23 protein-coding genes are annotated in these 19,129 nt (G+C 68.3%); 13 read left to right on the forward strand and 10 right to left on the reverse strand.

What is annotated here, in order from left to right:
- The first annotated feature begins 39 nt into the window (after positions 1-39).
- The 6 genes from AB0I38_RS17050 (at position 40) to AB0I38_RS17075 (ending at position 5,699) form a co-directional block, all read left to right on the forward strand.
- The gene (locus AB0I38_RS17050) at positions 40-1,728 is read left to right on the forward strand and encodes a thiamine pyrophosphate-binding protein (RefSeq protein WP_358468075.1); all 1,689 of its coding nucleotides are present in this window, start codon (positions 40-42) and stop codon (positions 1,726-1,728) included.
- 21 nt (positions 1,729-1,749) lie between these two features.
- Positions 1,750-2,238, forward strand: coding sequence for a (2Fe-2S)-binding protein (locus tag AB0I38_RS17055; protein ID WP_358468077.1), 489 nt, complete (start codon positions 1,750-1,752; stop codon positions 2,236-2,238).
- The gene (locus AB0I38_RS17060; RefSeq protein WP_358468080.1) at positions 2,228-4,582 is read left to right on the forward strand and encodes a xanthine dehydrogenase family protein molybdopterin-binding subunit; all 2,355 of its coding nucleotides are present in this window, start codon (positions 2,228-2,230) and stop codon (positions 4,580-4,582) included. The genes AB0I38_RS17055 and AB0I38_RS17060 overlap by 11 nt, the downstream gene beginning before the upstream one ends.
- Positions 4,579-5,301 (forward strand): CoxG family protein, encoded by a 723-nt coding sequence (locus AB0I38_RS17065; protein ID WP_358468083.1) that lies wholly within the window; start codon positions 4,579-4,581, stop codon positions 5,299-5,301. The genes AB0I38_RS17060 and AB0I38_RS17065 overlap by 4 nt, the downstream gene beginning before the upstream one ends.
- 61 nt (positions 5,302-5,362) lie before the next feature.
- Positions 5,363-5,542 carry a hypothetical protein gene (locus tag AB0I38_RS17070; protein WP_358468086.1) on the forward strand — a complete coding sequence of 60 codons (180 nt, stop codon included), beginning with the start codon at positions 5,363-5,365 and terminating at the stop codon, positions 5,540-5,542.
- Positions 5,543-5,567: 25 nt separating this feature from the next.
- Positions 5,568-5,699 carry a hypothetical protein gene (locus AB0I38_RS17075; RefSeq protein WP_358468089.1) on the forward strand — a complete coding sequence of 44 codons (132 nt, stop codon included), beginning with the start codon at positions 5,568-5,570 and terminating at the stop codon, positions 5,697-5,699.
- Here the strand turns inward: AB0I38_RS17075 and AB0I38_RS17080 are convergent.
- A complete protein-coding gene (locus tag AB0I38_RS17080; RefSeq protein ID WP_358468092.1) occupies positions 5,696-6,346 on the reverse strand; it encodes a carboxymuconolactone decarboxylase family protein in 651 nt (216 codons plus the stop codon). The two genes, AB0I38_RS17075 and AB0I38_RS17080, sit on opposite strands and share 4 nt — an antisense overlap.
- 237 nt (positions 6,347-6,583) lie before the next feature.
- On the opposite strand from AB0I38_RS17080, the gene AB0I38_RS17085 reads away from it, so the two are divergent.
- The gene (locus AB0I38_RS17085) at positions 6,584-7,003 is read left to right on the forward strand and encodes a nuclear transport factor 2 family protein (protein WP_358468094.1); all 420 of its coding nucleotides are present in this window, start codon (positions 6,584-6,586) and stop codon (positions 7,001-7,003) included.
- On the opposite strand, the gene AB0I38_RS17090 is transcribed toward AB0I38_RS17085, so the two are convergent.
- On the reverse strand, positions 7,000-7,788 hold the full coding sequence (locus AB0I38_RS17090) for a hypothetical protein (RefSeq protein ID WP_358468097.1): 789 nt from the start codon (positions 7,786-7,788) through the stop codon (positions 7,000-7,002). The genes AB0I38_RS17085 and AB0I38_RS17090 overlap by 4 nt on opposite strands.
- Positions 7,789-7,800: 12 nt before the next feature.
- Here AB0I38_RS17090 and AB0I38_RS17095 point away from each other — a divergent pair, with 12 nt between their 5' ends.
- The gene (locus tag AB0I38_RS17095) at positions 7,801-8,094 is read left to right on the forward strand and encodes a chorismate mutase (RefSeq protein ID WP_358468100.1); all 294 of its coding nucleotides are present in this window, start codon (positions 7,801-7,803) and stop codon (positions 8,092-8,094) included.
- A gap of 329 nt (positions 8,095-8,423) precedes the next feature.
- The gene (ppk2, locus tag AB0I38_RS17100; protein ID WP_358468103.1) at positions 8,424-9,218 is read left to right on the forward strand and encodes a polyphosphate kinase 2; all 795 of its coding nucleotides are present in this window, start codon (positions 8,424-8,426) and stop codon (positions 9,216-9,218) included.
- Between the two features lie 104 nt (positions 9,219-9,322).
- Here the strand turns inward: ppk2 and AB0I38_RS17105 are convergent, their stop codons facing one another.
- The 5 genes from AB0I38_RS17105 to AB0I38_RS17125 all read right to left on the reverse strand — a co-directional run bounded on the left by AB0I38_RS17105 (position 9,323) and on the right by AB0I38_RS17125 (position 13,790).
- Positions 9,323-10,210: a LysR family transcriptional regulator gene (locus tag AB0I38_RS17105; RefSeq protein WP_358468105.1), complete on the reverse strand. Its 888-nt coding sequence runs from the start codon at positions 10,208-10,210 to the stop codon at positions 9,323-9,325.
- A 47-nt stretch (positions 10,211-10,257) separates the two neighbouring features.
- On the reverse strand, positions 10,258-11,400 hold the full coding sequence (locus AB0I38_RS17110) for an NAD(P)/FAD-dependent oxidoreductase (protein WP_358468108.1): 1,143 nt from the start codon (positions 11,398-11,400) through the stop codon (positions 10,258-10,260).
- Complete coding sequence (locus tag AB0I38_RS17115) at positions 11,397-11,585, reverse strand: ferredoxin (RefSeq protein WP_358468110.1); 189 nt, start codon at positions 11,583-11,585, stop codon at positions 11,397-11,399. The genes AB0I38_RS17110 and AB0I38_RS17115 overlap by 4 nt, the downstream gene beginning before the upstream one ends.
- Positions 11,582-12,754 (reverse strand): cytochrome P450, encoded by a 1,173-nt coding sequence (locus tag AB0I38_RS17120; RefSeq protein WP_358468113.1) that lies wholly within the window; start codon positions 12,752-12,754, stop codon positions 11,582-11,584. Before AB0I38_RS17120 ends, AB0I38_RS17115 begins: the two co-directional genes overlap by 4 nt.
- Before the next feature lie 586 nt (positions 12,755-13,340).
- Positions 13,341-13,790 (reverse strand): hypothetical protein, encoded by a 450-nt coding sequence (locus AB0I38_RS17125; RefSeq protein WP_358468115.1) that lies wholly within the window; start codon positions 13,788-13,790, stop codon positions 13,341-13,343.
- Positions 13,791-14,116: 326 nt separating this feature from the next.
- On the opposite strand from AB0I38_RS17125, the gene AB0I38_RS17130 reads away from it, so the two are divergent.
- Positions 14,117-14,575 (forward strand): GNAT family N-acetyltransferase, encoded by a 459-nt coding sequence (locus AB0I38_RS17130; RefSeq protein ID WP_358468117.1) that lies wholly within the window; start codon positions 14,117-14,119, stop codon positions 14,573-14,575.
- A gap of 265 nt (positions 14,576-14,840) precedes the next feature.
- Here AB0I38_RS17130 and AB0I38_RS17135 read toward each other — a convergent pair whose 3' ends face one another.
- Positions 14,841-15,503 (reverse strand): TetR/AcrR family transcriptional regulator C-terminal domain-containing protein, encoded by a 663-nt coding sequence (locus AB0I38_RS17135; protein ID WP_358468119.1) that lies wholly within the window; start codon positions 15,501-15,503, stop codon positions 14,841-14,843.
- Between the two features lie 63 nt (positions 15,504-15,566).
- Between AB0I38_RS17135 and AB0I38_RS17140 the strand changes: the two genes are divergently transcribed.
- On the forward strand, positions 15,567-16,283 hold the full coding sequence (locus AB0I38_RS17140; protein ID WP_358468122.1) for a DUF998 domain-containing protein: 717 nt from the start codon (positions 15,567-15,569) through the stop codon (positions 16,281-16,283).
- Here AB0I38_RS17140 and AB0I38_RS17145 read toward each other — a convergent pair.
- Positions 16,255-16,620 (reverse strand): helix-turn-helix domain-containing protein, encoded by a 366-nt coding sequence (locus AB0I38_RS17145; RefSeq protein WP_358468125.1) that lies wholly within the window; start codon positions 16,618-16,620, stop codon positions 16,255-16,257. The two genes, AB0I38_RS17140 and AB0I38_RS17145, sit on opposite strands and share 29 nt — an antisense overlap.
- Before the next feature lie 49 nt (positions 16,621-16,669).
- Here AB0I38_RS17145 and AB0I38_RS17150 point away from each other — a divergent pair, with 49 nt between their 5' ends.
- Positions 16,670-17,113: a hypothetical protein gene (locus tag AB0I38_RS17150; RefSeq protein ID WP_358468127.1), complete on the forward strand. Its 444-nt coding sequence runs from the start codon at positions 16,670-16,672 to the stop codon at positions 17,111-17,113.
- A gap of 699 nt (positions 17,114-17,812) precedes the next feature.
- Positions 17,813-18,589, forward strand: a complete 777-nt coding sequence (locus tag AB0I38_RS17155) for a hypothetical protein (protein WP_358468130.1) — start codon at positions 17,813-17,815, stop codon at positions 18,587-18,589.
- On the opposite strand, the gene AB0I38_RS17160 is transcribed toward AB0I38_RS17155, so the two are convergent.
- Complete coding sequence (locus AB0I38_RS17160) at positions 18,567-19,022, reverse strand: DUF488 domain-containing protein (protein ID WP_358468133.1); 456 nt, start codon at positions 19,020-19,022, stop codon at positions 18,567-18,569. The two genes, AB0I38_RS17155 and AB0I38_RS17160, sit on opposite strands and share 23 nt — an antisense overlap.
- Positions 19,023-19,129 lie beyond the last annotated feature (107 nt).

Genomic DNA, 19,129 nt, shown 5'->3' on the forward strand with positions numbered 1-19,129 from the left:
TGCCCGATTTGCAGACGAAAACGAACAAGGAGAGCTCACGTGAGACGAGTGGCCGATGTCGTCGCCGAGACCCTGCGGGCACAGGAGATCGACATTTTCTTCATGCTGACCGGCGGTGACCCCGCACTGTGGACCGCCCTTCAGAGCGAGGGCATCAGGATGATCCCCTGCCGGAGCGAGCAGGGCGCGGCCTACATGGCCGACGGCTACGCCCGGATGACCGGTCGTCCGACCTTCGTCTACGGCCAGCACGGCCCGGGGTCGGCCAACATCGCCTCGGCGCTCGCGGACGCCTACTGGGCGATGAGCCCGGTCGTCTCGCTGACCAGCTCGGTGCCCGCGGCGACCCGCGACCGCCACGAGTACCAGTCGCTGGACCAGCTGGGGATGCACCGCCCGGTGACCCACTGGGCCGGCGAGGCGCTCCGCGGCGAGCACGTGCGGTCGATGCTGCTCCGCGCCATGCACGAGGCCACCAGCGCGCCCGGTCCGGCGCACCTGGACATCCCGCGCGACGTGCTGGCCGAGGCGCTGGCCGGCGACGGCGCGCCGGACGCCCCGGCGGCCCACCTTCGGGCCCCGCAGTACCGGGTGTCGCCCTCGCCGGACGCGATCAAGGAGATCGTGGCCCGGCTGTCCGCCGCGCGGCGGGTCGTCATCATGGCGGGCTCCGGCTCCCGGATCTCGGGGGCCACCCCCGAGGTGCAGCAGCTGGCCGACGCCCTGCAGGCGCCGGTCGTCACCTCCATCGGCGGCAAGGCGTCCATCAGCGAGGCGCACCCGCTCGCGGTGGGCGTGGTGGGCCGCTACGCGGCCGGGGTGGCCAACGACGTCGTCGCCGAGGCCGACGTCGTGCTCGTGCTCGGCAGCCGGCTGGGCAGTGTGACCAGCGACTCCTTCACGATGTTCACCTCGGACCTGATCAGGGTCGACACCCGTACGGACTCGCTGGACCCGTCGGCGGCCCTCAACGTGCTGGCGGACGTGAAGCTCACCGCGCAGGCCCTGATCGCGGCGCTCGGCGCCGACCCGCAGGCCGCGACGGGCGCGCGGGACACCGCGTGGGTGGCCTCGGTGACCGAGCGGGTCGCCGGCTGGCGCCAGGATGCGCTCAAGGTGCCCTCGACGGACGGCCAGGCCGGGCACATGCACCCCCGCGAGGTGGTGTCCTCCCTGTCCGAGTCGCTCTCGCCCAGCGACGTCGTGGTCGCCGACACCGGCTACATGGCCGCCTGGGCCGGCGTTCTCTACCAGGCGCGGGAGGCGGGAAGCACCTTCCTGCGGGCCGCGGGCTCGCTCGGCTGGGCGATCCCCGGAGCGCTCGGCGCCCAGCTGGCGGCACCTGACCGCCGGGTCGTCTGCGTCACCGGTGACGGTGGGGCCGGCTACAACATCGCCGAGCTGGAGACCGCGGTCCGGGTGGGCATCCCCGTCACGATCGTGGTGGTCAACAACGGCACCCTGGCCTTCGAGTACCACCTGCAGAAGTACGTCGAGAAGAACGTCATCCCCGAGATCAACGACTTCTCCGACCTCGACTACGGTGCGGTGGCTCGTTCGCTGGGCGCCGACGGTGTCCTGGTACGTTCCAAGGGCGAGCTGGATGACGCTCTGGCCGCGGCGCAGCGGAGCGACGCTCCCACGCTGATCGACGCCCGCGTCGACCGAGAGGCGATCGCCCCCGTCACCTCGTACGCGAAGCAGGGCATCGACCCGTCCGTCATCTGACCTGAACCGAGGAGGCCGCCGATGCCTTACGTCCGAACCACTGTCAACGGCCAGCTGGTCGAGCGCGAGGTGGAAGCCCGCCTGCTGTTGTCCGATTTCCTCCGCCATGATCTGGACCTGACCGGTACACACGTCGGCTGCGAGCACGGTGTGTGCGGTGCCTGCACCGTGCTCGTCGACGACCGGCCGGTGCGGGCCTGCCTGATGCTCGCCGTACAGGTGAACGGCAAGCCGGTGCGCACCGTGGAGTCCCTGGCGGAGCCGGGGCAGCCGCTCTCGCGCGTTCAGGCGGCCTTCAAGCGCAACCACGCCCTGCAGTGCGGATTCTGCACCCCGGGAATTCTCATGTCGCTCACCGCGGTCCTGGAAGAGGAGGGACCCCCCTCGAAGGAGCGGGCCGTTGACGCCCTGCGCGGGCACCTCTGCCGGTGCACGGGCTACCGCAACATCATGAACGCGGTCGACGAGATCTGCGCGGGACCCAAGGAGGCCTGCGGCGATGTCGGCTAACGTCGGACGGCGGATGCCGCGGCTGGAGGACGACCGGCTGCTCCGCGGGCACGGGATGTATCTCGACGACATCCACCTGTCGGGCTCGCTGCACGCGTACTTCGTCCGCAGCATGCACGCGAACGCCGAGATCACCCGCATCGACGTCGAGGAGGCTCGGCGGGCGCCGGGGGTGCGGCTGGTCCTGACCGGCCACGACCTCGGCGATGTCAACGGCCCGCTGCCGCTACTGGCCCCGCACCCTGACCTGCTGGCCCCGCGCACCCAGCGGCCGCTGGCGGTCGACCGGGTCCGCTACGTGGGCGAGGCCATCGTCATGATCGTCGCCGATGACCGCTACATCGCCGAGGACGTGGCGGACCTGATCCAGATCGACTACAAGCCGCTGCCGGAGGTCGTCGAGTTCGACGACGCCGGGCGCGACGGCCGGTCCGTGCACGACGATGTCCCCGGCAACGTTGCCGCCGTCGTGTCACAGGTCAAGGGTGATCCCGAAGGGGTGATCCGGTCCGCGCCGCACACCCTGGAGCTGACCCTGGACATCGAGCGCAGCTGCGGCAGCCCGCTGGAGGGCCGCGGTGTGCTCGCCGACTGGGATCCGCGCCGGCAGAAGCTCACTGTGTTCGACTCGACCCAGTCGCCGGTCGCGATCCGCCAGGGACTCAGCCGGATCCTGGACGTGCCGCTGGACCGGCTGGAGGTCTCCGCGCCCGACGTCGGCGGCGGGTTCGGAACCAAGATCATGCTCTTCTACCCGGAGGAGGTGCTCGTCCCCTACGCCGCGCTCCAGCTGAGCCGGCCGGTGAAGTGGACCGAGGACCGCTGGGAGCACTTCATCAGTGCCAACCAGGAACGGGGACAGCACCACCGGGCCGTCATCGCCTTCGACGACAACGGGCGGATCCTTGCGGTGAGCACCGAGTTCGATCATGACACCGGTGCCTACATTCCGTACGGGATCGCCGTGCCGGCCGTCACGGGAACCCATCTGCCCGGACAGTACGACATCGAGCACTACCGCTACAGCGGCCGGGTGCTCTACACGAACAAGCCGCCGGTGAGCCCCTACCGAGGGGCCGGTCGGCCGCAGGGTGTCTTCGTCATGGAGCGCCTGATCGCGGCGGTCGCCAAGCGACTCGGCGTGGAGCCGTGGCGGGTGCGCCGCGCCAACCTCATCCCCTCCGGCGCCTTCCCCTACGACACCGGGCTCGACCTGCACGACGGCAGCCGGGCGATCTACGACAGCGGCAGCTACGTGGAGGGCGTCGACCGGATGCTCTCGCACGTCGACGTCAAGGCGTTCCGGGAGCGGCAGCGCGCGGCCCGGGCCGAGGGCCGCCACCTCGGCCTGGGCATGGCCACCTATGTCGAGGGAACCGGCGTCGGCCCGTACGAGGGCTGCGCCGCGACGTTGAACAGCAGCGGGCGCATCGTGCTGGAGGTCTCGGTCCCGTCCCAGGGCCAGGGCCATGCCACCACCTTCGCCCAGATCGCCGCGGACGTCCTCGGCTGCTCGGCCGAGAACATCCAGGTGGTCACCGTGGCGGGCGGCCCCACCGCGGTGGGTCACGGCACGTTCGGCAGCCGGGCCGCGGTGATGAGCGGCAACGCGGTCGCCGCCGCCGCCAAGACCCTGCGGGTGAAGATCCTCGAAACCGCGTCGGTCCTGCTCGAATGCTCCCCCGACGACCTGGAGACCGGGGACGGGAACGTCTTCGTCCGCGGTGACGCGAGGTCCCGGGTGAGCCTCGCCGACATCGCCAGCGGTTCCAACCCCATCCGCTACCCCGGAACGGAGCGGCCCGTCCCCTGGGTCTCCCGGGAGCCCGGCTCCGAGGCACCCGTCTCGCTGTCGGCCACCGAGTACTTCCGCAGCGGTCAGTGGGTGTTCGGCAGCGGGGCCCACGGTGTGATGGTGGAGGTCGATCCGGGAACCGGACGGGTCACCATCGACCAGTACGTCGTCGTGCACGACTGCGGGCGGGTCATCAACCCGCTGGTCGTGGACGGTCAGGTGGTCGGCGGGCTGATCCAGGGCATCGGAGGCGCGCTGCTGGAACGGCTGACCTTCTCCGACAACGGCCAGCCCACCACCACCAGCTTCCTCAACTTCCACCTGCCGAGCGTCGACGACCTGCCACCACTGGTCCTCGACCACCTGGAAACCCCCTCCCCGTGGAACCCGCTCGGCATCAAGGGCACCGGAGAGGCGGGCATCATCCCGGTCGCCGCGGCGATCGCCGAGGCCATCGAGGACGCGCTCTCCCCGTTCGAGGTCTCCGTCACCTCGATGCCTCTCTTCCCGGCGGAGATCCTCGCCGCCATCGATAAGGACCAGACATGAAGCTCGAACACAGTTTCGATATCATGGCGGAGCCGGATGTGGCCTTCGCCTACCTGATGGACGTGAACCGCGTGGCGACCTGCGTACCGGGCGTAAGCCTGCAGGAAGCGCTGGACGAGAACACCTACCGGGGCACCCTGAAGGTCAAGGTCGGTCCCGTCACGGTGAAGTATGGCGGCGTCGCCCGCATCCTGTCGGCGGACCCGGTCACCAGGGTCGCCACCATCGAGGCGGAGGGCGAGGAGAGCGGTACCGCCGGATCGGTGCGCGCCAACGCCACGATGTCGGTGGTCCCCGCGGCAGGCGGATCGCGCGTCACGGTGAGCACCGACCTCGCCCTCACCGGTCGGGTCGCCACCATGGGCAAGGGCGTGATCGAGCAGGTCGGCAACCGGATGGTGGCCCAGACCTCCAAGCGGATCGAGCAGGCCATCCTGGAGTCGGTCGCGGCCGCCGAGCCCGCCGCCGCGGCTCCTCCAGTGGCGGACGTCCCCGGCCCGCTGACCGCGGAGAGCGCACACGCCGCCCGGCAGGCTCCCACCCGCCCGACTCCGGCCCCCGCCGCTCCGGCCCGCTCGGCTCCCGCCGAGGAGGAGTCGCTGAGGGTGATGCCACTGCTGGGATCCCTCATCGCCGACTGGGTCCGCCGGACCTTCGGCAAGATCTTCGGTACTCGCAAGAAGCGTGCGAGCCACACCTCCCGCGGAGAGCGGAAATGACGCACACGACCCACTGAATCGACGGTAGCCGTGGGCCGGCACCGGTGAGCGCACCGGCGAGGTGTTCGACCCCGCCACCGGCCAGGTGACCGGGCACGTCGACATGGAGCGGCTGCGGATCGGCGACGGCCGACGCGGATGCGACATGGGACCGCTGGTCATCCTGGCCCACCGCGACCGGGTGGCGTCCTACCTCGACGCGGACGTCAAGGCGGGCGAGATGGTCAGTGGCCGTAGGTGATCAACGTCCTTCACGGCTCGAGATCGTGCCCGGCGCCACGCACCTGTTCGAGGAGCCCGGCACGCTCGACCAGGTCGCTGATCTGGCCGCCGACTGGTTCGTCAGCCACCTGCCTCCCCTGCCCGGCGACCTCACCCAGGAGGGCCAGGCCGGTTAGAGACGCGGGGGCGCCCCGCGCCCCGTGGTGGGGTCCTGCTCGGGGGAGGGCTCGGGGGAGGGACGGTCGAAGACCGGGGGCTCGCCGGCCGGGAGGGGTGTGCGGAAGGCGCTGAGTGACAGGACGAGGGTGTCGTAGTAGCCGACGAGGACGACGAGCTCGTACAGCATGTGCTCGCCGAGGTCGGCCGTGGCGCGCGCGTAGAGGGCGTCGTCAAGGGAGCGGTCGGTCAGAAGGGCCCGGCAGACCGCCCGGAGGGTGCGCTCGGTTTCGTCGAAGGTGACGGCGTCGGCCCCTGTGGAGAGGGCGGCCAGCTCTTCCCCGGTGAGCCCGACGCCGCGGCCGACCCGTTCGTGCGCGTACCACTCGAAGTCGCAGCGGCGCACCGCGGCGACCTCGAGGATGGCGATCTCCCGCGAGCGGTCCGGCAGGGAGGTGGCGTACCTGATGGCGGCGCCGAGCCGCTGGAGGGGGCCGCCGACACCCGGTGCGGTGAGCATCGCGTTGAACGGTCCTTCGAGTCTCCCGGCCGGGCCGGTCAACTGGAAGGGCCCGCCGGCACGCGGCCCGGCCACGATCTCGTCGTAGACCGCGCGTTGTTCCGGAGTCAGGGTCGTGCGTTCATGCCAGGGAATGCGTCCGTGCATAGGGCCTCTCCAGCGCACAAAGCGACATGTGTCATACGGACGACGAAGCTAGCAGGCCCGGGTAACCCGGACGCCGCGCGGAAGGGGAGCGACACCGACGATGATGCGAAACGTTCCTTAGGCCCACGTATGCGGTTGTCTGTCATAAATTCTGTTACCTGGGAGGTAATCGCGCCACGTGGGCGTATTGGAAAGGATGTGATCCCACCGCAGGTTCCTGATCAGGAGAAATACCCCATGTCTACGCGCGAGGTCGTCGAAGAACTGCTGCGTCGGATCGGCGACGGCGACTCCGGGCGCATTGCCGAGATGTACGCCGAGCACAGCGACTGGAAACTGGACTGGCCGGAGGCCGAGCACGGGCGCGCCGCCACGCCATGGATCCGGCACCGCGCCACCCGCGCCGACGCCGGCGCCCACTTCCGGCAGATCGCCGAGCACCACGTGCCCGAAGAGGCGGGCACCGTGATCGAACGCGTTCTCGTGGACGGCGACGACGCGGTCGTCCTCGGCGAGATCCGCCAGACCGCCCGCTCCACCGGACGTGCCTACCGGGCAAGGTTCGCCCTGCACCTCACGGTCGAAGGCGGCCTCGTCACCCGGCACCACATCTACGAGGACAGCCTCGCCGTCGCCCAGGCCTTCAACCGGCCCTAGGCGTCGCCGAAGACCTCCCAGACCTCCAGCAACTGCCTGCTGACCTGGTCGTACGCGACCTTGGCCAGAACCGGATACTCGGCCCGCTTCAGCGCCCGGGTGAAGGACGCCGTGCCGCACGCCCGGGTGCCGAGACCGTCGCGGTCCGCGTGGGTGTGATCGGCCAGCCAGCGGTCGCCGCACTTCCTGGTGACCCGGTGGAAGTCGGCGAAGGTGTAGTGGAACCGCACCGAGGTCCGGCCCTTCGTGAAGATCACCGTGGTGTCGTTCACGCGCTTGATCGTGCCGTAGGCGGCGCGCGGCTTCCTGGGCGTCGCGAGGAACTCGCGGACCTCCGTCGTCGCGCCCAGCGAGATCCGCACCGGCGCCGGCCCGAGCTTCAGCACGAAGGCGAGGTCGGTGGCGTCGCACCTGGTCGTGCCCAGGCCCTCGCGGTCGAGCCGGACGACGCCCTCGGTCTCCTTCAGGTCGCAGGCGGCGGTGATCCTGCGGAACCCGGCGCCGGAGTGGACGATCCGCCGTTCCTTCGCGCCCGGGATGGGGGTGAGCCGGTAGCGCCGGATCCCGTACTCCTTGACCATGGTCGCCTTCGCCGGCGTGATCCGCAGCGCGTTCCCGCCGTCGGCCCAGGCGTAGCCGTACAGGACCGCCGTCGCGTGCGGCGTGTCGATGCCGCTGGGCAGTGTGCCCGGCCCCCTCCTGTCCGCCGCCCGGTCGGCCAGGCCGACGGATAGGTTCTGCGAGACTCTTTCCCCGAGTACTTTGCGAGCCTTCCCTTCGAGCACAAGGAGAGCCCGGTGTCCGAACCGACCAGCCTGGCCGAGGTCCGCGCCCGGATCGACGCGCTCGACGGCGAGCTGATCCGCCTCCTGGCCGATCGGCAGGCCCTGGTCCGGCGAGCGGCCGCGTTCAAGAAGGACGAGCAGGCCGTACGCGCTCCCGGCCGGGTGGAACACGTGGTCACGGCGGCCCGCGAACGCGCCGCGAGCGCCGGCCTGTCCCCGGACGTGGCCGAGAGTGTGTGGCGGGCCATGATCGACGCCTTCATCGAGCTCGAACTGACCGAACACCGGGCCGCCGAACGAACGTGAACGTGACGCCGGCGCCGGACACCCGCCGGGCGGTGGACGCGTACGTTCGCCGAGTCGGGCGGGGTGACCGACGCGGACGTGTCCAGGCGTGGCGACTGGCATCTCGTAGCGGCATCACGTAGTCCCCGTACTGCGAAGCGCTCGCACACGGCATCCCCACGCCGATCGCCCTGTTCGTCAGCGCGGGCGATGACCCCGACCGATGCCGCCGATCAGTTCAGCGCGGCCGGGCACGGCCATGAGTCCCCGACGCGCCCACGTGACGGCGGGTCGATCACCGCGCATCCTGGTACTCACCAGCCGCGAGGCATCAGGGAGAATCGATCCGCATGGCTGTCCAGAAGCTGAGGCGCAAGCCGTACGAGAAAGAGCTGCTTCGCCTGCAGGCGGAGCTGGTCAAGGTGCAGGAGTGGGTGCGAGCCGAGGGACAGCGGCTGGTCGTGCTCTTCGAGGGCCGTGACGCCGCGGGCAAGGGCGGCACGATCAAGCGGGTCACCGAGTATCTCAACCCCCGGATCACCCAGATCGTCGCCCTGCCGGCGCCGACCGAGCGGGAGCGGACGCAGTGGTATTTCCAGCGCTACGTGGAGCACCTGCCGGCCGCCGGGAACATCGTGCTGTTCGACCGGAGCTGGTACAACCGGGCCGGTGTCGAGCGGGTGATGGGATTCTGCACCCAGGAGGAATACACCAGGTTCCTGCACCAGTGCCCCATCTTCGAGCGGCTGCTGGTGGAGGACGGCATCCTGCTGCGCAAATACTGGTTCTCGGTGAGCGACGCCGAGCAGGAACGCCGCTTCCGCGCCAGGCTGGACGACCCGATGCGGCACTGGAAGCTGTCGCGGATGGACCTGGAGTCGATCACCCGCTGGGAGGAATACTCGCGGGCCAAGGACGAGATGCTGATCCACACCCACATCCCCGAGGCGCCCTGGTACGACGTGGAGAGCGAGGACAAGCGCCGGGCCAGGATCAACATGATCAGCCACCTGCTGTCGACGATCCCGTACGAGGAGGTCGAGCGGCCGTCCATGGAGATCCCCGAACGCCCGCCGAGCACCGGCTACCGGCGCCCGCCGCGAAGGCTGGACACATCCGTCCCGGACGTGACGACCGGCCTCTGACGCCGGCCGCGGGAAGGAGAATCTCAAGCCAGATCGTGGCAAATGTCCAGGCCAGAGGTTGGACGACAAGCCAAGGCCGGTACGCGGCTTGGATCAGGCTGACATCAGAGACCCGTCGCGACGTCGAACAGCAGCGCCCGAAGCCATTCGATGAAGTACTGGTCAGCCAGCCGAGGGTTCCAGACCATGTCGATCCCGAGCCCGGGAAGCGGGAACGGGAACTCCTCGATCCGCAGGTCGGCGAGTGTCAGCATGGTGGCGGCGACCTGGTAGCGAAAGAGCGCGACGCCACCCGCGCGGGCGACCAGGAAAGGCACCAGCAGAAAGTCGGAGACCAACTGGCCGACCCGGTAGGAGATCCCCTTCTCCTCCAGCACCGAATACGGGAAGACCCGCCGTTCGGTGTCGACGACGATGTGCGGCTGGGTGGTCAGCAGGTCGAGCCCGTTCGCGTCCGGTGGCGTGTCCGGTGAGGCCACCACCACAATGCGGTCGTCGTAGAGGCGCTCGCGCGGATACGGCGAGAAGTGCCCCTCGGAGAGCAGCACGACGTCGACGCCCTTGTCGGTGAAAGTGGCCTCGGTCGGCACCGTGATCGTACGGATCCGCAACGTGGCGCGAGGAGCCTGCTCGGCGAGGAGCCGCGCCAGTCGAGGGCCGAGGACGAACGCCGTGTTGTTGGTCATGGCGATCGTGATGACGCGCTGATCCGCGGCGGGGTCGAAGGAGGGGAAGTTCACGATGCGTGCCGTCTGCTGCAGGGCACTGCGCAGCGGCGCGATCAGCTCCTGTGCCCGCGGGGTCAGGGTGACGCCTGCCCCCTGCCGGACGACGAGGTCGTCACCCAGCAGCCGCCGCATTCTCGTGAGGGCGTGGCTCATCGCCGGCTGTGACAGCCCGACTCGTTGCGCCGCCCTGGTCACCGACCGCTCTTCCAGGAGCGCGAGGAGGGGCACCAACAGGTTGAGGTTGACCGATGCTAGCCGGTCCAACCCCGAACCTGTGACGTCCTGTCCGTCGTGTCCCATCGAGAAGGACTTTACGCGGCCACCTGACACATACGACGCAGCCGGGGAATCGCGACCCGGTAGTTGAGCGCCGCGGCGACACCGGCCCCGCCATCGTGTGACCAGCGCATCAACGCCGGCCCGCCACCGGACTCTCCCTCGACGTACGTCGGTTCCCCTTCCAGCGGTAGATAGCCCACCGCCTTGAGGCTCAGCCCGAACTGCTCGGTCCAGAAGTACGGCTGGAACCGGAGCGGCGGCGCGTCCTCGCCGTGGACAAGTGCCCGGGCGGCGACCTTCGCCTGCTCGATCGCACTGCTCCAGAGGGGGATGCGGCGCAAGCCGTACGGAGTGGGGAAGGCCGCCAGGTCGCCGACGGCCGCGACGTCGGGCCGGACCAGCCCACGCGAGTCGACCGGGATGACGCCCTTCGCCGCGAGTCCGGTGTCCGCGAGCCATTCCGTGTTGGGTACGTCGCCGACGGCGGTGATGATCATCTCTGCCTCGCGGACCGCGCCCTCGTCAAGGACGACCCGCGCGCTCCCCTCACGCCGTTCGAGCCGGGCCGACCCGGTCTCGACGATGGTGAGTCCTTGGTCCAGCGCGGCCTTGACGAAGACGTCGGCGAGGTAGGGGCCGAGCTGGAGGATCAGCGGCACGCCCTGGGAGACGAGGGTGACCTGACAGCCGGCGGCCAGGCACCCGGAGGCGATCTCCATGCCGAGCGGGCCTCCGCCCACCACGATGACCGACGGTCTGGCCGCCAGCCGGCCACGCAGGGACAGCGCGTCATCGAGCCCGCGCAGGGTGAGCTCCTCGGAAAGGCCGGACAACCGTCGCGCCCGAGAACCGGTGGCCAGGACGACGCGGTCGTACGGCAGAGCCGTGCCGTCGTCGAGGCTGACGAGCCGGCGATCGAGGTCGAGCGCGGTCGCGCGTACGCCCAGCAGTTCGATCGCCCCGTGGCCGGTCGGCGGAAGCTCGTGCGACGACAGGTCGTCGCCGTCGAGCAGGAGCGCCTTCGACAGGGCCGGGCGGCTGTACGCCGGGCGCGGCTCGTCGCCGACGACGGTCAGCTCGCCGTCGAAGCCGGCCTCGCGGAGCGTGTCGGCCGCGGTCAGCCCGGCGATCCCGTTGCCGACGACAACGACGCGGTTGATCGTGCCGCCACTCATGCGATCCTCAGCGCCGCGACCGGACACACGCGGACGGCGGCGTTCGCCAGGGCGGCGTCGGCCTCGTCGATCTCCTCTCGGTCCAGCACGAGCTCGCCGTCGTCGTCGAGGTGCATGAGCCGCGGCGCGGCCTCCTCGCACAGGCCGTGACCCTCACAGCGGGGGCGGTCAAGAACGATCTTCACGCGGGGATCACCTCCAGGACGGGGAGCTCCTCGATGCTCCGGGTGATGTTGCTGGGAACACGGACCTCGGGTCCGGCGACGAGGCGCTTGGCGCGCCGGGAAAGCGCTTCGATCACAGCGTGAGCCTCCAGGCGCGCGAGACCCTGGCCCGCGCAGCCGTGGGGGCCGTAGCCGAACGACAGATGGTCGACCGGATTGCGCTCGACGAGGAAGGCGTCCGGGTTCTCGTAGTGCCGGGGGTCGCGGTTGCCGGCGCCGAGCAGGACCGCGATCTGCGCGCCCGCCGGGATGACGGTCCCGTCGATGTCGACGTCCCTGGTGGCGCGCCGGCCCCAGGCGTTGACGGGAGGCCAGAAGCGCAGCACCTCGTTGAACGCCGCCGGCACCAGTGACGGGTTCTCGCGGACCAGATCGAGCTGATCGGGGTGCGCGGCGAAGAGGGCGACGATGTTGCCGATCGCCGCCACGGTGGTGTCGACGCCGGCACCGAGGTACTGGTGGATGATGTGGCCGGCCGTGTCCGGCGGAATGTCGCCCCGTGCCTCGGCGTCGAAGATGCCGCGGCCAACGGACCCTTCGGCCAGGTCGGAGGCGTTGACCTGGGAGCACCAGGCGTAGAGCTCGCCGGCGATCGGGAAGCTCTCGGCCGTGCGCTGGTTCATCGGACCGAGGACCTGCATGGCGGCCTGTCCCCAGCGCAGCATGTTGTCGCGCACGTGGCCCGTGAAGCCGATCAGGTCCGCCACGACCTCCAGCGGGAAGGCCCGCGCGAGGGCGTCGATGGCCTCGAAGGAGCCCTTCTCGACGAGTTCGGCGACGAGAACGTCCGCCTTCGCCTCGATCCGGCCTTTGAGCCCGCGCAGCGCACGCGGTGAGAGGTTCTCGGTGAGCGTGGCGCGCAGCTGGGTGTGCACCGGCGGATCGGACGCGAGCGAGGTGCCGGTGAGCGCCTCGTTGGCCATCGGATTGAACGCGATCGAGGTCGAGGAGAACGACTCCCAGTCCAGGAGCGCATCACGGATGGCGGTGTACCGCGTCAGCGCGTAGACATCGTTCTTCCGGAGGTGGACGACGGTGCCGCGCTCCCGCAGTTCGGCGTAGACGGGGTACGGGTCGAGGACGACCTCGTCTGCGAAGAGGTCGACGTCGGAGGTAGGCGGGGTGGTCATGCCCTCAGTGAAGTGGCTGACCTTACATCGAGCAAGTGAATGTTTTACATGCCGTTACATGCACGACATGCATGCTTCATGGAACGGCGCCAACGGCCCGCCGCCTCTGCGCCAAAAACCAGCGCAACGCGTACGGATACTCCATGCGGGCCGCCGCCCACACCAAGCGCTACAAGTGCGTCCGGTACCCCAACAACACCTGGCACTGGAAGCCCATCAAGGCATAACGCGTCCAGTGCCGCCCGTTCTGTCCGGCCTGCGCCGGACACGGGCAACCGGGCCAGCGAGGCCGGCGGCCTCAACCCGGCGAATCACCGAGGGCAGGAAGGCGCGGGGCAGTACGCCGCGATAACGCACGAACCCTGGAGAGCGATAACACGCACCCCATTTGTTAGGTCTTGTCACTATGGTGTTCCTGCTTCACACTGAGCAAATTCCGTGACCTGACCAGGAGGCGTCATGCGCAAACTGTTCTTTGTCCTGCTCGCCGCAGTTACCCTCACGGCTCTGCTTGCTGGGCCTGCGTCAGCGGCGTTCATGATCTACTAGCGGCCGTCCAGGGCCGACCAGGAAGAAGGCGACCCGCTCACAGTGGCTGGAGAACCCGGAAGGGCGCCTGGAGCACCTCCGGCCACCGGATGCCGGTCAGGCGTGGGATCAGGTCCAGGACGTGATCCTCGGTCGCGGAGTGGGGCAGGTTCTCCTCTTCGGGAAGCCGATCGCCCATTTCATCCTGGACTTCACCCTCCAGGTACAAGGCCCGCCGCGACAGATGGCCGTCCCGGTAAAGGGCGAACCCATAGACCGAGGACACCGAGTGGACAAGAAACGCGAGCGCCCGTCGCTGCACCGACAGCAGTTCGCCCAACTTCCGGTCGTAGACGAGCTGCATGCCGGGATCGGATACCACCGTCCACTCGCCGACCACGCCGATGCTGTACTCGTGGTCAAGTCTCATGCTCAGTGCTTCGTAGCCGCTGATCCGCTCACCACTGTCGCGCAGGTCTCCGGGCAGAGCCGAGACGACGGACTCCAACGGCGCGTTGTGCACCAGAAGTCCGGCAGCATGCCATCCCATGGCAGGAGGCTACTACCGCAAGCACGGGGCGACGGACACGATCACTCGACAGAACCCGCGCCCAGCGCGAGAGATTGTCACGCTCCGTTGGTTGGAGCCCTTCGGTGGGTTGGCTGCGGTGAGGTTGGTCCAGCCGATGAGGCGGGCCAGGCCGATGGCCAGGTTGCGGAGGCCGGCCATGATTCGGGGTGCGGTGCCGGCGCGACTTTGCCGGCGTCTTCGCGGTAGGTGACGTCGCGGACCGCAGATGCGACCCACGAGCTCAGCCTCATAGCCTCGGACTCATGAACGATCGTGCTCTCGTCCCCGACGACTTCGCCGTCCCTCCATGCCTGGCCACCCCGCAGTTCCGTCTGGAACCCCTGGGACCCCAGCACAACTCCGCCGACCACGCTGCCTGGACCAGCAGCATCGAGCACATCCGCGCGACCCCGGGCTTCCCGGACGGAGACTGGCCCCCCGTGGGCGGCATGACCCTGGAGGCGAACCTCGCCGACCTGCGGCGCCACGCGGACGACTTCGTTCAGCGCCGCGGATTCACCTACACCGTCCTCGATCCGGCCGGTGGCGAGGTGATCGGATGCGTCTACATCTATCCCTCCCGCAGCGACGACCACGACGCTGAGGTGTCCTCCTGGGTCCGGGCCGACCGAGCCGAACTGGACGTGCCCTTGTACGAAGCCGTGACAGCCTGGCTGTCTACGGATTGGCCCCTCGGGACGCTCAACTATCACCCGCGCTGAGACCACGTCATCCCGCCGGGAACGAGCCAAGGACGCCGAACGCCCAGCCGGGTGACCACGGGGTCACGATGACGCCGCCCGGCCGCACTCTGCCCCTGACGTGGTTGCGCTACGGCGGCTCGGCCATCTACTGGGGCTGGCCATCCACACCCCGGCAACGACCGCTACGAGGCCGCACCCTGGGTCACCGGCACCCCGCGAGAAGCTCTGAAGCTCGGCTGCGACCTGTATGTCACGGGCGAGGGGTTCCTTGGCAGGCCAGGTGTCAGTGGGGGGTGGAGCGCTGGAGCGCGGTGGCCGTGCCGTCGATCAGGGTGCGAAGGCCGTGGTCGAAGGCTTCGTCCCCGAGCGTGCTGCCGCCTTCGCGGATAGCCAGGAGGAAGGTGGCGTCCATTCCGCGCTCCAGCAGGGCGGCCACCGCCGCGAGCCGCTGTGACGGGTCGTCCGCGCTCTCTTGCCGCTCGGCCTGCTCCCGGAGGACGAAGCCGTTGATGTAGCTGGTGCAGCTCGAGATCGTACGCAGCGCGAGTGCTGGGGTGAATCCGCAGCCGACCAGCGCGGTGAGCTCCTCGTCGAACAGTCTGATCGTCGCCGGGCTCAGGCCGGCCGCGTTGGCGACCAGGCGGGCACCGTCGCGGTGCGCGAGCAGCGAGGCCCGGTAGGCGTGAGCTCGGCGGGTGAGCCAGTCCTGCCAGCTCTCGCCTTCGCGGGGCGGGCCCATCCCAGCGGCCAGGATGATCGCGTCGGCCATGCCGTCGAGCAGTTCCTGCTTGGTGCGGATGTGCCAGTAGAGCGCCGGGGACTTCACGCCCAGCTCGGTGGCGAGCCTGCGTACGGTCAGCCCGTCGAGGCCGACTTGGTCGACCAGGCGAAGCGCTGTTTCGATCAGGGTGTGCCTGCTGAGTGCCGGGCGCTTGGTCTCACTCATCGATTGACAGCTTAGCAGCGCTAAGGCATCATGATGGCCTTAGCGCTGCTAAGGAGATAAGCGATGCGGCTGACCAGGTCCTTGCTGGCATGCGGCGCTGTCGCCGGCCCGCTGTTCATCGTTCTGGTTCTTATTCAGGACTACACGCGTCCCGGCTTCGACCCCCGGCGGCAGCCGCTCAGCCTGTTGAGCTTGGGTGACCTCGGCTGGATTCAGATCGCCAACTTCGTGGTCACCGGACTGCTGTACGTCGCGTTCGCCGTGGGGATGCGGCGCGTGCTGCATCCCGGCCGCGGTGGAACGTGGGGACCACTGCTGATGGGCGCCTTCGGAAGTGGTCTGGTCATCGCGGGGGTCTTCCGCACCGCCCCTGGGTGGGGCTACCCGCAGGGAGCGCCGACCGGCGTGCCCACCGACGCCGGCGTGAGCCACGTGTTGCACGGCGTCGGCTTCTTCGTGGTGCTGGTCTCGCTGATCGCGGTCTGCTTCGTGTTCACCCGGCGGTTTGCCGCGCTGGGCGAACGGCGATGGGCGGTCTCGTGTGCGGTTACCGGGCTGGCCCTGCCGACGATCTACGTGCTGTCCGGCGTGCTGTCGGAGCGCGGTGAGAACTCGGAGCCCCTGAGCCTCCTGCTTCGCCTCGTTGCCTTGGTGGGCTGGGGCTGGGCTTCGCTCCTGGCGGTACGGCTACGCCGGGAAAGCACGGCCGGACGGGACCGGGTGGTGCGACCAGGGCAAGAGTTGTCCGGGCTCAAGCCAGGTCGAACTCGCCGTCCTTGACCGGCGAATGCGCTATTTGCCTAAACAAACCGACGAAATGCCCGTCAAGGTGAAAGGCGTGATCCAGGGCTTCGGCGAAGTCGAGCGTGGGCGGTCGTCGTCCGCGTTCCAGATGACTGATGAGAGACGTGTGGCAGCGCATCCTGGTGCTCAGCGCGGCCTGGGACATTCCCGCTTCCTTGCGTTGTTGCGCCAGATCCAGGGCGAAGCGCGCCCGAGGGGACATCTGGTCGCGTGACCGGCCAGCAGCACCATGTACGCCAGGCCATGGCCTCACCCTCATTCCACCCGACCGCCCCGAGCCGTCGAAGATCCCGGAACCGCCCCGCACCTGCATGGTCCTGCTGGGTCACCCGGTCTCGGTCACGATCGCCCGCGGACACGTCGTGCGCGTGCTTGCCGCCTGGAGCCGCGAGGACCTGATCGAGAACGCCCGGCTCGTGACGAGCGAGCTGGTGACCAACGCCATCAAGGCGACATGCCCCCAACTCGCCCCACACCCACCCGGCCGCACCGGCCGGCTCACGACCCGCCTCGACTGGACCGCCGAACGCCCACACCGCGCCCGCGTCCTGGACTACACCTGCTCGTGCCGCACGATCGTCTACGAACTCCTCGCGTCCGGCGGCACGTACGTGATCCGCCGCACGCACCAGACCGCACCGCCAAGAGAGACGTACGCCGGCCCCTGGACCCGCCGCGAGGCGGATCGAACGTGGACCCTGATCCTCACGGAGATGCGAACTTATGTTGTCACTGCTTGGGAGGTATCCCTGGAGTGCTGGCTGACGACCGAGTCAGGCCGCCCACTTCATCAAGGAGCTTGTTGAGCAGAGGACGGAGTCTCGGTGTTCCGAGAGCTTCCAGCAATCTCGGCACGTTGACGCCGACACAGGTGAGCTTGGCCACGGGAACGCCATCAAGGCGGCGCAAGACGACATGGTCCGGCTCGATGTCGCGATCGCCGGCGAACACGATGTACGGGGTCGGAGGCTCGCTGCCGCCCAACGCCTGGCCGTAGGCGAAGCTCTGGTAAAGATCGGCAGGCGTGACCGTCCGGTCGGCGTAGAGCTTGTACTTGACGTCGACCGAACGTCGCCAAGCGCTTGGTCCGTCGGGGGTGGGCCATCAGGCGCCGACGATGCTGTGATCCTTGGTGTGACGGACCGAATGATGGTTTGCGGCGCTTCTGTAATACCTATATCACCGAACGAGGACATCTGGTGGTCGCTCGTTGGCGCACTCCTCCACCCAACGATCTCGTCATGTCCGGCCGGGCTGATCAGCGTTGAACGATGTGACGAGTCCAGAATGTCCGTCACTCATCGCACGCATGCTGCATGTTCGAAAGTGGAACCTGATTACCTCTCTTAAACACACGCTTTGCAGTTACGCTTCGGGGACGGCTCAGGAGCCGCACGGTCATTCAGAACGAAGGATCCATAGTGGGACAACACTCTCTCTTTGGCCCAGAGCTTGGAACGAGCCAGCCTAAGCCGGCCAGGCCTGACTATCGGCGGCTTCGGGTGTTGATCACTGTGAAGGCCGCGCCGAACCCTTCCGAAACTTACGGTGAAACAGTATGCGTCGCTGCTCTAAGTCTCGATCTTAACAAGCCGGGTTGGATACGGCTGTATCCGATCAACTTTCGCGAGCTGGACGGGGATAGCAAGTTCAAGAAGTACGACATTGTCTTGGTGGATGCCAAGCCGAATACGAGCGATCCACGGGCGGAGAGTTGGCGCCCTCGCGCGGACAGTTTCGTAGTAGAGACGCAGGTCAAGGGCTGGGATAGGCGCATGTCCTACGTTGACGACTACGTCGAGGAATCGATGTGCGATCTCATCAACGCCGTTCGGGACCGACCAAGTGCACGCTCGCTGGCGGCGATCCGGCCAAGGGAGATCCTCAAGTTGGACATTAGGCCCCACCCCGGTTGGACGCCTGAGGAACAAGCGAAGATCGACCGATATGTGCAACAGCTTGATCTTTTGGATACAGGACCTCGTACTGCCCTGCAGGCTCCCCGTTTCAAAGCGTGGTACCAGTACCGATGTCACTCGGCCACCTGCACTACGCATCGTCAAGGAATCTACGACTGGGAGCTCGTAGCCCTGCAGCGTCGATTCACCGATCGCGACGACGAAGGTCTGAAGCAGCTCATTCGGGAGAAATTCTGGGACATGATGTGTTCGCCGAACCGTGACACGATCTTCTATGTCGGCAACCAGCAAGCGCACCCACGGAGCTTCATCGTCCTGGGCGTTGTCTACCCTGAACGTCCTACGCTGAGATCGCGAAGCTGAGCTGTTCGTGAATCGCGTCCAAGACCAAGTCCCGATGGCAGCGGGACTCATCAGCCTCGAAGCACATCACCGCCACTCGCTGATTTCGGGCAGCGAAGGCGATCCGCTCCAAACAGGTACGAGCGTCGTCGTCATGCAGGGTTTGAGCGTAGAAGCCTCGAGCGGCTCCTAGCTCTGCGGGGCTACCGCCGAACCCGGGGCGGTTCCATTTCGGATTGCCCAGTTCGCGCATGTGCTCATAGGCAATCTCGGCGTCGGCCAAGGCGGTGGATAGGGCCGTCTTGCTGAACCCACGCTTGCGGGAGATCGGATTGAGCCGCACGTCGACCAGCCTCGTCACGCCCTCGCCGCGTAGCTGCCGGATGAACTCATCGAGGTCGCGTCCTTCGTAGCCGACGCCGACCACTCCAGCTGACTGATCGTCTGTAGACATGCCCTGCACTCTTCCACGCCTGGTCGCAGCCGTCACCTTGTTCGTGGAACACGCCGTAGCGATTCGATTCCCTTCATCAGAGTCACCTGGACGAGCGGTGAAGTCGA

Source organism: Nonomuraea cavernae (assembly GCF_040655715.1).
GTDB classification, from domain to species: Bacteria; Actinomycetota; Actinomycetes; order Streptosporangiales; family Streptosporangiaceae; genus Nonomuraea; species Nonomuraea cavernae_A.